This is a genomic window from Acidovorax sp. SUPP950 (assembly GCF_030158935.1).
Classification (GTDB): Bacteria; Pseudomonadota; Gammaproteobacteria; order Burkholderiales; family Burkholderiaceae_C; genus Paracidovorax.
On record NZ_BQXE01000003.1, the window covers coordinates 56,127 to 69,818 of the forward strand.

At 67.9% G+C, this 13,692-nt stretch carries 15 protein-coding genes and 1 pseudogene; 10 read left to right on the forward strand and 6 right to left on the reverse strand.

The window, feature by feature from the left end:
* The first annotated feature begins 45 nt into the window (after positions 1-45).
* Genes gatC through gatB form a run of 3 tightly spaced genes read left to right on the forward strand, consistent with a single transcriptional unit; the run spans position 46 to position 3,321 of the window.
* Positions 46-345 (forward strand): Asp-tRNA(Asn)/Glu-tRNA(Gln) amidotransferase subunit GatC, encoded by a 300-nt coding sequence (gatC, locus tag AVME950_RS14035; protein ID WP_284394626.1) that lies wholly within the window; start codon positions 46-48, stop codon positions 343-345.
* 10 nt (positions 346-355) lie between these two features.
* Complete coding sequence (gene gatA, locus AVME950_RS14040; RefSeq protein WP_284430287.1) at positions 356-1,858, forward strand: Asp-tRNA(Asn)/Glu-tRNA(Gln) amidotransferase subunit GatA; 1,503 nt, start codon at positions 356-358, stop codon at positions 1,856-1,858.
* Between the two features lie 2 nt (positions 1,859-1,860).
* Positions 1,861-3,321 carry an Asp-tRNA(Asn)/Glu-tRNA(Gln) amidotransferase subunit GatB gene (gatB, locus tag AVME950_RS14045; RefSeq protein WP_284430288.1) on the forward strand — a complete coding sequence of 487 codons (1,461 nt, stop codon included), beginning with the start codon at positions 1,861-1,863 and terminating at the stop codon, positions 3,319-3,321.
* A gap of 35 nt (positions 3,322-3,356) precedes the next feature.
* On the opposite strand, the gene AVME950_RS14050 is transcribed toward gatB, so the two are convergent.
* Together AVME950_RS14050 and pyrE are read right to left on the reverse strand one after the other, a co-directional pair.
* Positions 3,357-4,025: a DUF4124 domain-containing protein gene (locus AVME950_RS14050; protein ID WP_372588235.1), complete on the reverse strand. Its 669-nt coding sequence runs from the start codon at positions 4,023-4,025 to the stop codon at positions 3,357-3,359.
* 5 nt (positions 4,026-4,030) lie between these two features.
* On the reverse strand, positions 4,031-4,729 hold the full coding sequence (gene pyrE / locus AVME950_RS14055; protein ID WP_284407823.1) for an orotate phosphoribosyltransferase: 699 nt from the start codon (positions 4,727-4,729) through the stop codon (positions 4,031-4,033).
* Here pyrE and AVME950_RS14060 point away from each other — a divergent pair.
* From AVME950_RS14060 to AVME950_RS14075, 4 genes and pseudogenes are all read left to right on the forward strand, one after another.
* Positions 4,728-5,543 carry an exodeoxyribonuclease III gene (locus AVME950_RS14060; protein ID WP_284430289.1) on the forward strand — a complete coding sequence of 272 codons (816 nt, stop codon included), beginning with the start codon at positions 4,728-4,730 and terminating at the stop codon, positions 5,541-5,543. The two genes, pyrE and AVME950_RS14060, sit on opposite strands and share 2 nt — an antisense overlap.
* 95 nt (positions 5,544-5,638) lie before the next feature.
* Complete coding sequence (locus tag AVME950_RS14065) at positions 5,639-6,328, forward strand: DUF433 domain-containing protein (RefSeq protein WP_284430290.1); 690 nt, start codon at positions 5,639-5,641, stop codon at positions 6,326-6,328.
* Positions 6,325-6,738 (forward strand): PIN-like domain-containing protein, encoded by a 414-nt coding sequence (locus tag AVME950_RS14070; RefSeq protein WP_284430291.1) that lies wholly within the window; start codon positions 6,325-6,327, stop codon positions 6,736-6,738. Before AVME950_RS14065 ends, AVME950_RS14070 begins: the two co-directional genes overlap by 4 nt.
* A 42-nt stretch (positions 6,739-6,780) precedes the next feature.
* A pseudogene (locus AVME950_RS14075) lies at positions 6,781-6,903 on the forward strand (exodeoxyribonuclease III); the annotation flags it as partial.
* A gap of 90 nt (positions 6,904-6,993) precedes the next feature.
* Here AVME950_RS14075 and AVME950_RS14080 read toward each other — a convergent pair.
* Positions 6,994-7,839, reverse strand: a complete 846-nt coding sequence (locus tag AVME950_RS14080) for a hypothetical protein (protein ID WP_284430292.1) — start codon at positions 7,837-7,839, stop codon at positions 6,994-6,996.
* Between the two features lie 106 nt (positions 7,840-7,945).
* On the opposite strand from AVME950_RS14080, the gene AVME950_RS14085 reads away from it, so the two are divergent.
* A complete protein-coding gene (locus AVME950_RS14085; RefSeq protein WP_284430293.1) occupies positions 7,946-8,584 on the forward strand; it encodes an MBL fold metallo-hydrolase in 639 nt (212 codons plus the stop codon).
* Positions 8,585-8,612: 28 nt separating this feature from the next.
* Here AVME950_RS14085 and AVME950_RS14090 read toward each other — a convergent pair whose 3' ends face one another.
* From AVME950_RS14090 to AVME950_RS14100, 3 genes are all read right to left on the reverse strand, one after another.
* A complete protein-coding gene (locus AVME950_RS14090) occupies positions 8,613-9,512 on the reverse strand; it encodes a M48 family metallopeptidase (protein ID WP_284430294.1) in 900 nt (299 codons plus the stop codon).
* A gap of 103 nt (positions 9,513-9,615) precedes the next feature.
* Entirely contained in the window at positions 9,616-10,548 is a 933-nt protein-coding gene (locus AVME950_RS14095; protein ID WP_502869410.1) for a DMT family transporter, read from the reverse strand.
* A gap of 128 nt (positions 10,549-10,676) precedes the next feature.
* Positions 10,677-11,348 (reverse strand): helix-turn-helix domain-containing protein, encoded by a 672-nt coding sequence (locus AVME950_RS14100; protein ID WP_284430296.1) that lies wholly within the window; start codon positions 11,346-11,348, stop codon positions 10,677-10,679.
* Positions 11,349-11,457: 109 nt separating this feature from the next.
* Between AVME950_RS14100 and AVME950_RS14105 the strand changes: the two genes are divergently transcribed.
* Positions 11,458-12,792: an AmpG family muropeptide MFS transporter gene (locus tag AVME950_RS14105; RefSeq protein ID WP_284430297.1), complete on the forward strand. Its 1,335-nt coding sequence runs from the start codon at positions 11,458-11,460 to the stop codon at positions 12,790-12,792.
* A gap of 181 nt (positions 12,793-12,973) precedes the next feature.
* Positions 12,974-13,690, forward strand: a complete 717-nt coding sequence (locus AVME950_RS14110) for a response regulator (RefSeq protein WP_284427522.1) — start codon at positions 12,974-12,976, stop codon at positions 13,688-13,690.
* Positions 13,691-13,692 lie beyond the last annotated feature (2 nt).

Here is a 13,692-nt window from a genome sequence, read left to right on the forward strand (position 1 = left end):
GCCCGGATTTCAGCTTTACATCCGGTTTCCCACCCCCCTTCCCCTATGGCACTGACACCCCAGGACATCGGTCGCATCGCCAATCTGGCGCGGCTCGAATTGAGTTCGGACGACAGTGAGCGCATGCTCACGCAGATCAACGGTTTCTTCGGCATCGTCGAGAAGATGCGGGCTGTGGATACTACCGGCATCGCCCCCCTCGCGCACCCGGTCGCCGCCGTCCAGGCCGTGGCCCTGCGCCTGCGCGAGGACATCGCCAGCGAACCCGATCAGCGCGAAGCCAACCAGCGCAGCGCGCCGGCCGTGGAGAACGGCCTGTTCCTGGTGCCCAAGGTGATCGAATGAGGGCGCCCCGATGATCACTCACTCCACCACCGCATTGCACGATCTGGGCGTGGCCGCCCTGGCCACCGAACTGCGCGAGCGCCGCGTCTCCGCCGTCGAAGCCGCCCAGCACTTCCTGGCGCGCGCCGCCGCCCACCAGAATCTGGGCGCCTACGTCGCCGTGAACGAAGAAGCCACCCTGGCGCAGGCCCGTGCGCAGGACGCGGCCATCGCGGCCGGCACGGCGGGCCCGCTGGCCGGCGTGCCCATCGCCCACAAGGACATCTTCGTCACGCGCGACTTCCCCAGCACGGCCGGTTCGAAGATGCTGGCCGGCTACCAGTCGCCGTTCGACGCCACCGTGGTCGGCCAACTGGCCCAGGCCGGCGCCGTCACGCTGGGCAAGCTCAATTGCGACGAGTTCGCCATGGGCTCGGCCAACGAGAACTCCGCCGTGGCCCCGGTGGGCTTCGATGCGCCCGCGCCGGTGCGCAACCCCTGGGACGCCAGCCGCGTGCCGGGCGGCTCGTCGGGCGGCAGCGCCGTGGCGGTCGCCGCGCGCCTGGCGCCTGCCGCCACGGGCACCGACACGGGCGGCTCGATCCGCCAGCCCGCCTCGTTCTGCGGCATCACGGGCATCAAGCCGACCTATGGCCGCGCCTCGCGCTACGGGATGATCGCCTTCGCCTCCAGCCTGGACCAGGCCGGCCCCATGGCCCGCTCGGCCGAGGACTGCGCCCTGCTGCTGTCGGCCATCTGCGGCCCGGACCTCGACCGCGACTCCACCTCGCTCGACCTGCCGGCGCAGGACTTCACCCGCCAGCTGAACGACGGCATCGACGGGCTGCGCATCGGCATCCCGGCCGAGTTCTTCGGCGAGGGCCTGGCTCCCGGCGTGCGCGCCGCGGTGGACGCCGCGCTCCAGGAATACGAGAAGCTCGGCGCCAAGCTGGTGCCCATCAGCCTGCCGCGCACCGAGCTGTCCATTCCCGTGTACTACGTGATCGCACCGGCCGAGGCCTCGTCCAACCTCTCGCGGTTCGACGGCGTGAAGTTCGGCCACCGCGCCAGCGACTACACCGATCTGGTGGACATGTACAAGAAGACGCGCGCCGAGGGCTTCGGCGACGAGGTCAAGCGCCGCATCATGATCGGCACCTACGTGCTGTCGCACGGCTACTATGACGCCTACTACCTGCAGGCGCAGAAGATCCGCCGCATGATCGCCGACGACTTCCAGAATGCCTTCCAGTCGTGCGACCTCATCGCCGGCCCGGTGGCGCCCACGGTGGCGTGGAAGCTCGGCGAGCACGGCAACGACCCGCTGGCCGACTACCTGGCCGACATCTTCACGCTGCCCGCCTCGCTCGCCGGCCTGCCCGGCATGAGCGTGCCCGCCGGCTTCGGCGAGGACGGCATGCCCGTGGGCCTGCAGCTGATCGGCAACTACTTCCAGGAAGCCCGGCTGCTCAACGCCGCCCACCGCCTGCAGCAAGCCACCGATTTCCACCTCCGCACGCCGGGAGGCCTCTGAACATGACCGCCCCATTGATCCACGGCTACGAAGTCGTCATCGGCTTCGAAACCCACACCCAGCTTGCGACGAAATCCAAGATCTTCAGCCGCGCGCCCACCGCCTTCGGCGCCGCGCCCAACACGCAGGCCTGCGCGGTGGACCTGGCCCTGCCGGGCACCCTGCCCGTGATGAACCGCGAGGCCGTGGCCTGCGCCATCAAATTAGGACTGGCCCTGGGCTCCACCATTGCGCCGGAGAGCGTTTTCGCCCGCAAGAACTACTTCTATCCGGATCTGCCCAAGGGCTACCAGATCAGCCAGTTCGAGATCCCGGTGGTGCAGGGCGGCGAGGTGTCGTTCTTCCTGGGCGACGAGAAGAAGACCGTGAAGCTCGTGCGCGCCCACCTGGAAGAAGACGCGGGCAAGTCGCTGCACGAGGACTTCATCGGCCAGAGCGGCATCGATTTGAACCGCGCCGGCACGCCGCTGCTGGAGATCGTGACCGAGCCCGACATGCGCTCGTCCGAAGAGGCCGTGGCCTACGCCAAGGAGCTGCACAAGATCGTGACGTGGATCGGCATCTGCGACGGCAACATGCAGGAGGGCTCGTTCCGCTGCGACGCCAATGTCTCGGTGCGCAAGCCCGGCGCCCCGCTGGGCACGCGCCGCGAGATCAAGAACCTGAACAGCTTCAAGTTCATGCAGCAGGCGATCGACTACGAGATCCGCTGGCAGATCGAGCAGATCGAGGACGGCCACGCGATCCAGCAGGCCACGGTGCTGTTCGACCCCGGCACGGGCGAGACCCGCGCCATGCGCACCAAGGAAGACGCGGCCGACTACCGCTACTTCCCCGATCCGGACCTGCCGCCGCTGCAGATTTCGCAGCAATGGGTGGACGAGCAGCGCGCGCTGATGCCCGAGCTGCCCCGCAGCATGGCCGCGCGCTTCGTGGCCGACTACGGCCTGCCCGAGTACGACGCGACCACGCTGACCCAGTCGAAGGCGATGGCTTCGTATTTCGAAGCGGCGGCGCAGGCCAGCCAGCAACCCAAGCTGGTCAGCAACTGGATCATGGGCGAGGTGTCGCGGCGGGTGAATGCCGGCGAGAGCGACATCGCCGCGGCCCCCGTGGGCGCCGCCCAACTGGCGCAACTGGTCACCCGCATCGCCGATGGCACGATCTCCAACAACGCCGCCCGGCAGGTGTTCGATGCGCTGTGGAGCGATGCGGCTGCGGGCGACGTGGACGCGATCATCGAGGCCAAGGGCCTCAAGCAGATGAACGACTCCGGCGCGCTGGAAAAGATCATCGACGATGTGATCGCCGCCAACCCCGACAACGTGGCCCAGTTCCGCGCGGGCAAGGACAAGGCCTTCAACGCGCTCGTGGGCCAGGCCATGAAGGCCAGCAAGGGCAAGGCCAATCCGCAGCAGGTGAACGATCTGCTGCGCGCCCGGCTCGCGGCGGCGTCTTCCTGACGCCGCCCTGCCCCGGCCACCGGGGAAGGGTGCCTTTACTGTGAAGGCATGGCGGGGCGCTGCCCCGCCCAAAGGCTCTTGAGCTGCACCAGTTCGGCGTCGAACCGCTGGTGCACGCGGCGCTTTTCCTGCTCCTGCCCGGCGATGAACCGCTGCTGCTCGGCCAGCGCGTCTTCCTGCTCGGCGATCTGGCGGCGCAGGAGCATGGGCGCCTTGCTGGGATCGCGGCGGTAGAACTCCATTTCGGCATCGAGCGCCTTGCGCTGGCGCTGCAGGTCGGCCACGCGCTTTTCGGCGACGGCCGTGACCTCGTTGACCTGCTGGATGGCCGCGGCGCGCTCGGCATCGTGCGAGGCCTGGTCGGGGTAGCGGGCCACCAGCACGCGCTCGCGGCGGCGCTCGTCGGCGATGCGGGCGCGCTCCTCGGCCTCCTTGCGGCGCTGGGCCTCCAGGGCGGCGCGCTCCTGGTCGGTGAGGGTGGGGCCCAGGCGCTGGCGCTCTGTGCCCGATGGGCCCAGCACCCGCTGCTCCCGGTCCACGCACTCGGCGATAGGCCGATCCGCCGTGAGGCGACGGCCCTGGGCATTCACGCAGGTGTAGATGCCGGCGGTCGGAGAGCCGCTCGGCTGCGCCCCGGCCGGCGTGCCCGCCAGGCCCGAGAGGGCGATCACCCACCAGCCGAATCTCCAGGCCGTCTTGCTCAAACGAACTACCCCCCTTGCACGCCGTAGCGCTGGCGGTATGCCAGCACGTGTTCATGGTGGGTGTGCACACCCGGCTCCCCACTCTGGGCCAAATACTGCAATAAATCTGCCAGCTTGGCGATGGTGCATACCTGCATGCCCAGATGGTCGCGCACGTACTGCACGGCGCTGTGCTCCACGTCCTGGCCGTTCTCGGTCGCTTTCTCCTGCCGGTCGAGGGCGATGGCCATGGCATGGGGCTGGGCGCCCGCGGCGCGGATCAGCGCGATCGACTCGCGCGCCGCCGTGCCGGCGGACATCACATCGTCCACGATCAGCACGCGGCCGCGCAGCGGGGCACCCACCAGCGTGCCGCCTTCGCCGTGGTCCTTGGCTTCCTTGCGGTTGTAGGCAAAGGGCACGTTGCGTCCGTGCCGTGCCAGTTCGACGGCCACCGTGGCCGCGAGCGGAATGCCTTTGTACGCGGGACCGAACACCATGTCGAACTCGATGCCGCTCGCCAGCAGGGCTTTTGCATAGAATTCGGCCAGCCTGCCCATCTTGGCGCCGTCATCGAACAGCCCGGCGTTGAAGAAATACGGGCTCAAGCGGCCTGCCTTGGTCTTGAATTCGCCGAAGCGCAGCACCCCCGCTTCCACGGCGAATTGCACGAAGTCCTGCGCCAGGCGGTCCTGTTCCACCGATTGCGCCTTGTCTGTCACCATGGATTCACCCCTTTTCAAATTAACGAGCCTCAACCTCAACGGCATCCGCTCCGCCGCATCCAAGGGGGTGGAGGCATGGATCGCCGCAACGCGGCCGGATTGTATTTGCGTGCAGGAGATCAAGGCGCAGTCGGCCGACATGCTGGGCCGCTTCGAGCACCTGGCGGGTCTGAAAGGGCACTTTCACTTCGCGGCCAAGAAGGGCTACTCGGGCGTGGGCATCTACTCGCGCCACGAGCCGAGCGACGTGCGCATCGGCTACGGCTCGCAGGAGTTCGATGCCGAGGGCCGCTACGTGGAAGCGCGCTTCGACACGCCCGCGCGCAAGCTGTCGATCATCAGCGCGTACTTTCCGAGCGGCTCCTCGGGCGAAGAGCGCCAGCTGGCCAAGTTCCGCTTCCTGGACGAGTTCCATCCCCACCTCATGCGCACCAAAGGCGAGCGCGAGTTCATCCTCTGCGGCGACATCAACATCGCCCATCAGGCCATCGACCTCAAGAACTGGCGCAGCAACCAGAAGAACAGCGGCTTCCTTCCGCAGGAGCGCGAGTGGATGACAAAGTTGTTGCACATAACTGATGAAGGCGGCGGGCTGATAGACGTTTACCGTCAGTTACAACCAGACGCCACGGACACCGCCTACACGTGGTGGAGCAACCGGGGGCAAGCGTATGCAAACAACGTCGGATGGCGGCTGGACTATCAGATCTCCACACCTGGCATGGCGCAGCACGCCCGCACGGCGGCGATCTACAAGGACGTGAAGTTCAGCGACCACGCGCCGCTGACCATCGGGTACGACTTCCAACTCTGAAATGACTGGCCGCTGGCGTCAGAAAACGGGACATCGGGGCGCGGCCACTTCGAGGGCATTGGCATACACTCGTTTGACTCGCACAGCAAGGACGCATGAACATCATCGGCACCGGCATCTACCCACTCCACCGAGCTGCAAGACTGGTGGAGGCTGAGCCGCGCGCGATTCGCAGGTGGCTTCAAGGATATTCGCGAAAGTACAAAGGTGAGAATGTGCGTTCGGAGCCGTTGTGGCAAACCCAGCTCCGAGATGAAGGGCTACCCGACGAGGTCATTGGGTTCCGAGATCTGCTTGAACTTCGTATGGTCGCCGCCTTCGTTCGCCATGGCGTTGACTTGAAAGTCATTCGCGCAACTGTTGACGCAGCGGCGCGCAACTTCGGGGCGGACTACCCACTAACAAACCGCAATTTCTTAACCGATGGCAAACGAATCTTTCTGCAAGCTATGGAGCAGGCAACTGGTGAGCCTCGCCTGATTGACGTGCTGCGTAAGCAATACGTGTTTTCGGACATCATCAAGCCGTCTTTGTATGCCGGTATTGAGTACGACCACGAAGGTGCTCAGCGATGGTTCCCCGTCAGCAGGCGAAAGGCCATCGTGCTAGATCCTGCGGTGCAATTTGGCTCGCCGGTACTGACCGAAGCGGGCATTCCAACCGACACGATCCACGCGTCGTTCTTGGCGGAGGGGCGAGACCGCTCAATGGTTGCGCGAGTCTTCAATATCACACCAGATATGGTGACTGCGGCGGTAGATTTTGAAGAAAGACTGGCTGCTTGAAGTTTTTCTTCGACAACAACCTGTCGCAGCATCTGGCCCATGGCATCAGGGAGCTGTCGGAGCTCACCCCGGGCGTGGAAGCGGTCATCCACCTAACAGATAGGTTCGAGAGAAATGCGCCTGATGTCACGTGGATTGGCGATCTTTCTCAAGATGGCCCTTGGTACATCGTTTCTATCGACCGATTCAAAAAACAGCATGGCGCCGAGCGAGAAGCGATTCGCAGAGCTGGCCACACCGTTTTCGTTCTTGATGGCCAATGGTCCAAGCACGGCTTCTGGATGCAGACTGAACGATTCGTGAGGTGGTGGCCTCAGATCGTCGACTACTCCGACCGCGTCAGCGGTGGTGCATACAGAGTGCCCTGGCAACATTCCCCAAGCGCCAAGTTTCAAGCCATCCCGTTCTAAGCATTGCGACAGTGATGTGGTTGGCGATCGTAGGTTTTTTGCCGCGTTGACTACCACCTGGCCACGCCGGCCATCGCAGCCCTGGCGCGCACCGAGCACATCTACAAGACCGAGAAGTTTTCGGACCATGCGCCGATCACGATCGGGTACGACATGGTGCTGTAAGCGCAGCGCGCGGCGTGCGGCGGGCATCCACCCGCTTGCAGGGAACCGGCCCTGCCGGGCGGCCGTCTCCCGTTGCGGGCATGGGCCGGATCAGCGGTGAGCGGCTGCGGCCAGTTCGGCCGCAAAGGCCTGGGCCTGCTCTGGCGCTACGAAGGCCTCTTCGTCCTTGCGGATCAGCCCTGCGACTTGGCCGTCATCGGTCACCAGGCGCTTGACGTAGAAGCCATAGCCGGTCTTGCCGTTGTTGGGATACCAGTCGCCCTCGCCCTCGTTCACGCTGTACTTGAAGAGATAGGTGTGCTGCGTGGTGCTGGAGTTGGAAAAGAACTTGACGCAAAACACGAAGCCCGCCAGACCGCCGCTGACCTGGTGTTCACACATCAGGTTGCTGGACGGCGCGGAGATCGGCCCGCTACCGGTGCTGGTGGCATTGCCCACGGCTGTGAACGTGGGAGTCTCAACGCCCCAGCCCAGCGTGGGCGAGTACGTCGTGAACAGCCAGCTGCCTTTCAGGCTTTGCGGTACGGCCGCGTAACCGAAGTTGAAGCGCGAGATGGCCTTTTCGCTCTCGCCGGGGAAGGTGATGAAACCGCTCACGCCGTCGACGAAGCGGATTTTGACCGCGCCCGCGTTGCCCTTTTCAGTGCCCGAGCGGTCTTCGCTGCCCAGGAAACGGCCGCCTTCATAGGACTTGAGATCGGCCGTGACCTGGTTGTCCACCACATTGCCCACGGCCAGGTAGAACGTGGACTTGCCGGTGTTCTCGTACGCATACATCTGCATCACCAGCGTGCCGTTTTGCACGTCGATGCCGAAGCCGCGGCCGGGCTTGCCGTTGACCTCGGAGGTCACCACCCACGTCCCCGCCTGGGGGATGAACGCATGGGCCACGCCCGCACCGAAAACAAAGGCCGCAGCCACCAGCTTCTTGAACATCGCTCCCTCTCTCTTTCGCATTGACGACAATGGCGCCAGCCCTCCGATGAATGCTGAAGCGCGAACCCGAAATCATCGCCGTGAAGCCTGAATACTAACTTACACGATGTTGCAATATTTCACATTGCCCGTCACCGCTTTCCAGCAGAACTGCTCGTTGGTGTGGTGCGACGAAACCCTTCTGGCCGCGGTGATCGATCCCGGTGGGGACCTGCCGGCCATCCTCGCCCAGGCGGAGCGGCGGCAGCTGAAGCTGGAGCAGATCTGGCTCACTCACGCCCACATCGACCATGCGGGCGGAGCGGGCGAGCTGGCCCGCACCCGGGTGCTGCCCATCGTCGGGCCGCATCCCGGGGACCAGTTCTGGATCGACGGGCTGCCGCAGCAAAGCGCGATGTTCGGCTTTCCGCCTGCGGAGGCCTTCACGCCCACGCGGTGGCTGGACGATGGCGACACGGTGCAGATCGGCAACGAGACGCTGTCGGTGCGCCACTGCCCCGGCCACACGCCGGGCCACGTGGTGTTCCACGCGCCCCAGATCGAGCGGGCTTTCGTGGGCGACGTGCTGTTTGCCGGCAGCATCGGCCGCACCGACTTTCCCCAGGGCAATCACCAGCAGCTCATCGACAGCATCACGCAGCGCCTGTGGCCGATGGGCGACGGCACGGTTTTCATCCCGGGGCACGGGCCGGAGAGCAGCTTCGGGCGCGAGCGCAAGAGCAACCCCTACGTGGGCGGGACCTGATCCACGCCCCACGCCGATCCCGGTCGGCTCACCCCCGGCGCGCCGCCTGGTACAGCCCCTGCACCCGCGGCACGTTCTGCTCCAGCTGGCGGATGCGCTCCGGCCCGCTGGGGTGGGTGGAGAGAAACGCGATGCCGCCCTGGCCGCTGGTGGCCTCGCCCATCTTGCGCCACAGGCTCACCGAGGCGTCGGGGTTGTAGCCGGCGCGGGCGGCCAGTTCCAGGCCCACCAGGTCGGCTTCGGTCTCGTCGCCGCGGCTGAACTTCAACGTGATGAGCTGCGTGCCCAGGTTGGCCGCCGCGTTGCCCAGGTCGCCCAGGCCCAGCAGCTGCGCCCCGAGGGACAGGCCCACGCTGGTGGCCTGGGTCTTGGCCAGGCGGGCGCGGGCGTGTTCGCGCAGCGCGTGGGCCATTTCGTGGCCCATGATCATCGCGGCCTCGTCGTCGGTGAGCTTGAGCTGGTCCAGGATGCCGGTGTAGAAAGCGATCTTGCCACCCGGCATGCAGAAGGCGTTGATCTGCTTGCTGCCGATCAGGTTGACCTCCCACTGCCACTGGCGGGCCCGGTCGTTCCATTGGGCGGTGTAGGGGATCAGGCGCTGGGCGATGGCGCGCAGGCGCTGCAGCTGCGCATTGTCAGGGCCAGCCAGCGCGCGCTGCGCCTTGGCCTTGCCCATCATTTCGCTGTACTGCTGGTTGGCGGCGGTCTCGATCGTCTCGGCCGGCACCAGCTTGCGCATGCCCGAGGCGGACCCCACGTCCACCTGCGCCAGCGCGGGCCCCGCGACGGCGGCCCCAGCCGCCAGCAGGAAGCCGCGGCGGGCGTTCCAGGCACCGCCGCGCAGGCTGCAGAACCGGCAACAGGCCGTGGCGGAATCGGTCTCGGCAGGCGCCGGAGCGCGGGGATCGGGGGCGGGCAGGTGCGACATGGGCGGCAGTCTAGCCGCAGGCCGGGGGCCGGTCTGTCAGCCGGAAGCCATCCCTGGGCCCTTTTTCAGCGCACCAATGCGAGGCGCCGGTCGCCCTGCGATCTTACCGGCGCAGCTCCGCGCGGATCACCACCAGCAGGCCCAGCAGCACCAGCCCCAGGCCGCTCCAGGCGGCGAGCGGCTGCCGCTCCCCGACGATCGCCACGGCCAGCACGAAGGCGGCCACCGGCTCGACCAACGTCAGCGTGACGCTGGTCGCCCCGGCGATGTGGCGCAGTCCGCTGGAAAACGCCACATAGGCCAGGCCGGACACCACCACGCCCAGATAGACGACCACGGCCAGCGACGGCAGGCTCCATTGCGGCACGCCGGCCAGCAGCCATGCCATGGGCAGCGCCAGCAGCGCGGCGCCGGTGAACACGCAGAAGTTGACCCAGCCGGTGGAGGCCCGCGCCACCAGCCGCTTGTTCACCAGCGCGTAGCTGGCGTACGACAGGCCGGCCAGCAGGCACAGCGCCAGCCCCGGCCAGGACGGCCCGGCCCCCGCGCCCTTGCTGAGCACCATCAGCACGCCGCCGGCCACGCTGACGGCGGTGCCCAGCCACCACAGGCCGATCAGGGGCGCGCGCAGCAGCACGGCCTGGATCAGTCCCGCCCAGATGGGGCCGCTGCCGATGGCCACCGCCGTGCCCACGCCCACGCCGGTGCGCTGCACGCCGGCGTAAAAGCAGATGCTGTAGCCCGCCACGCCGGCCGACGCCAGCGCCAGCCAATGCGCGGGCAGGCGGTCCGAGGGGGTGGGGCCCGGTGCCGGGCCGTGCTGCTGCGCGCGGTGGCGCGCCAGCCCGCGCGCAGCGATGAGCAGCACCGAGAAGAAGGCGCTGGCCACCGCCAGCTGCGCGGCCCCCACCCAAAAGGGCGACAGGCCACCCGCGCCCAGGCTTTGCGCCGTGCCGGTGGTGCCCCAAAGGGTGGAGGCCAGCAGCACCAGAGCGATGCCGCGGGTGGATTGGGAGGAAGTCGTCATACCCGCCATGGTGTCGCGTACGGCCAAAGCAAATGTCGAGCGACACTCGAAGTGCGGCGAAGCAGGCTATGGGCCCCATCGGCCTCCAGTGCAATGATCACTAGGGCATATAGCTATAAAAATAATAGCAACCGGTTTCAGGCGCGCAGGGCGCGTGCACCGGTGCCCCGGTCGCGGCGCAGCGCATAGGCCAGGGCGCTCGCGCTCGCGTAGCCGGTGCGCAGGGCCACGGTGTCCAGCGGCAGGCCGTTCGCCAGCTCGCGGGCGGCCATGTCCAGGCGCTCGCCGCGCAGCCACGCCTGGGGCGTGCGGCCGGTCAGCGCCAGCCAGCGGGCATGAAAGCGCTGCGGGCTCAGGAAACACAGGGCCGCCATGCGCACCGTGGGCCAGTCCTCGTGCAGGGCGGCGCGCACGGCGCGCTCCAGCCGCTCCGGGGCGATGGCGCGGCGCGCGAGCACGCGCGGGGCCTGCAGGATCTGGGCGAGCCGCAGCGCGGCATCGTCGCTGGCGGCGAAGGCCCGGTGCTCGGGCGCGATGGCGAAGCGCCGCACGCGCGCGACGCCGGGCTGGTCGGGCGCGTCGATCACGAACATCCGCGCGCCGGGCGGGGCCAGGAACGCGTGCGCCGTGCCGGCCGGAATGACCATGCCGCAGGTGGTGTCCACGAAGGCGGCGCGGCCCGCCACCTCCAGCTCCATGCGCCCGTGCAGCGCGTAGAGCACCTGTGCGTGGCCGTGCGCATGCGCGGCGTGTTCGCCGCTGTAGCAGCGCACCGAGCAGGTGGGATGGAGGACGGCGGCGGGGCCCATGGCGCGCATCGTAGCGGCACGGCGCGCGCACGGCCGACGCGCCCCGGGGAAGGGGTGCGGATAATCCCTGCGATCCCCCCTACCCGGCCCGACCCGCCCACCCCTTCCGATGCCCCCAGACCACGCCCCCGCCACCGCCCCCCGCCGCAGCTGGCGCGAGGCCTGGCTCGTCTACCTCGAACCGGCCAGCCTGCGCATGCTGGCGCTGGGGTTCTCCGCCGGGCTGCCGCTGCTGCTGGTGCTGGGCACGCTGTCGTTCTGGCTGCGCGAGGCGGGCCTGGACCGCACCACCATCGGATACCTGAGCTGGGTGGGCCTGGCCTACGCGTTCAAGTGGGTGTGGGCGCCACTGGTGGACCGCATGCCGCTGCCGCTGCTCACGCGCTGGCTGGGGCGCCGGCGCGGCTGGCTGGTGGTGTCGCAGGCGATGGTGATGGCGGGCCTCGTGGGCATGGCGTTCAACGACCCGCGCGTGGCGCTCGAACCACTGGTGTGGTGCGCGCTGGCCGTGGCGTTCGGCTCGGCCACGCAGGACATCGCGCTGGACGCCTTCCGCATCGAATCGGCCGACGCCGACCGCCAGGCGGCGCTGGCCGCCACCTACCAGACGGGCTACCGCCTGGCGATGATCTGGGCCGGCGCGGGCGTGCTGTGGGTGGCCGCGCGCGCCGAACTGCCAAGCCTCGCCGGCTACCAGCACGGCGCCTGGCAGGCCGCCTACCTCACGATGGCCGCCTCGATGCTGGTGGGCACCACGACCGTGCTGCTGTCGCGCGAGCCCGTGCCGCGCCCGCTGCCGCCCGCGCGCAACCCGGCCGAGTGGCTGCGCGGCGCGCTGGTCGATCCGTTCGCGGACTTCATCGGGCGCTACCGCTGGCAGGCGGCGCTGATCCTGGCGCTCATCGCCGTGTACCGCATCAGCGACGTGGTGATGGGCATCATGGCCAACCCGTTCTACGTGGACATGGGCTACACCAAGGACGAGGTCGCCGCGGTCACCAAGGTGTTCGGCGTACTGATGACGCTGGCCGGTGCCTTCGTGGGCGGCGTGCTGTCCATGCGCCTGGGCGTGATGCGCGTGCTGATGCTGGGCGCGGTGCTCAGCGCCTGCAGCAACCTGCTGTTCGCCTGGCTGGGCCTGCGCGGGCACGACGTGACGGGGCTGGTCTTCGTGGTGTCGGCCGACAACCTGGCGGGGGGCATCGCGTCGGCGGCGTTCATCGCCTACCTGTCCAGTCTCACCAACGTGCAGTATTCGGCCACGCAGTACGCGCTGTTCAGCTCCATGATGCTGCTGGCGCCCAAGTGGATCGCGGGCTTTTCGGGGCGCTTCGTGGACGCCTTCGGCTACACCGAGTTTTTCGTGGGGACGGCGCTGCTGGGACTGCCGGTGCTGGTGCTGGTGGCGCTGGCGTCCAGGATCGAAACGCCCCCACGCCGTTGATTTTCATGCCGTCGAAGCTATCAATTCAGTAGCACATGGAGCACACCACGCCGGCCCGGCCTGCGCGGCCGCAAAATGGCCCTGGCTGGGGGCATGCCCCTGGTTTACCTAACTTTACGGGGACTTCAACGCAACGACGCCCCCCGGCGCGACGATGAAGCCTCCCCCAAGGACACCCGCCATGAGCTCTCAACTGTTGATGATCGAAGACGACTTCCGCCTCGCCCAGATGGTGGGGGAATACCTCGGCCAGTCGGGCCTGGAAGTGACGCACATGGCCGATGGCAAGAGCGGCATGGCGCGCCTGCAGGGGGGCGATGCGGGGCCCCTGCCCGACCTGGTGATCCTGGACCTCATGCTGCCGGACATGGACGGGCTCGAAGTGTGCCGCCGCATCCGCTCGCTGCAGGGGCCGGCGGCGCAGGTGCCGGTGCTCATGCTGACCGCCAAGGGCGACCCGATGGACCGCATCATCGGCCTGGAGCTGGGCGCCGACGACTACCTGCCCAAGCCGTTCGAGCCGCGCGAGCTGCTCGCCCGCATCCGCGCCATCCTGCGCCGGCGCACCGACGGCGGCACGCCCGCCGCGCAGGTGCTGCGCTTCGGCTCGCTGGAGATCGATCGCGATGCGCGCACCGTCACCGTGAGCGGCCAGCCGGCCGAGCTCACCTCCTACCAGTTCGACCTGCTGGTGGCGCTGGCCGAACGCGCGGGCCGCGTGCTCACGCGCGACCAGATCATGGAGGCCGTGCGCGGCCGCGAGCTGGAAGCCTTCGACCGCTCCATCGACGTGCACATGGGCCGCATCCGCGCCGCGATCGAGCAGGACGCCAAGAACCCCCGCCGCATCCTCACGGTGCGCGGCGTGGGCTATGTGTTCGCCAAGCAGCAAGACTGACC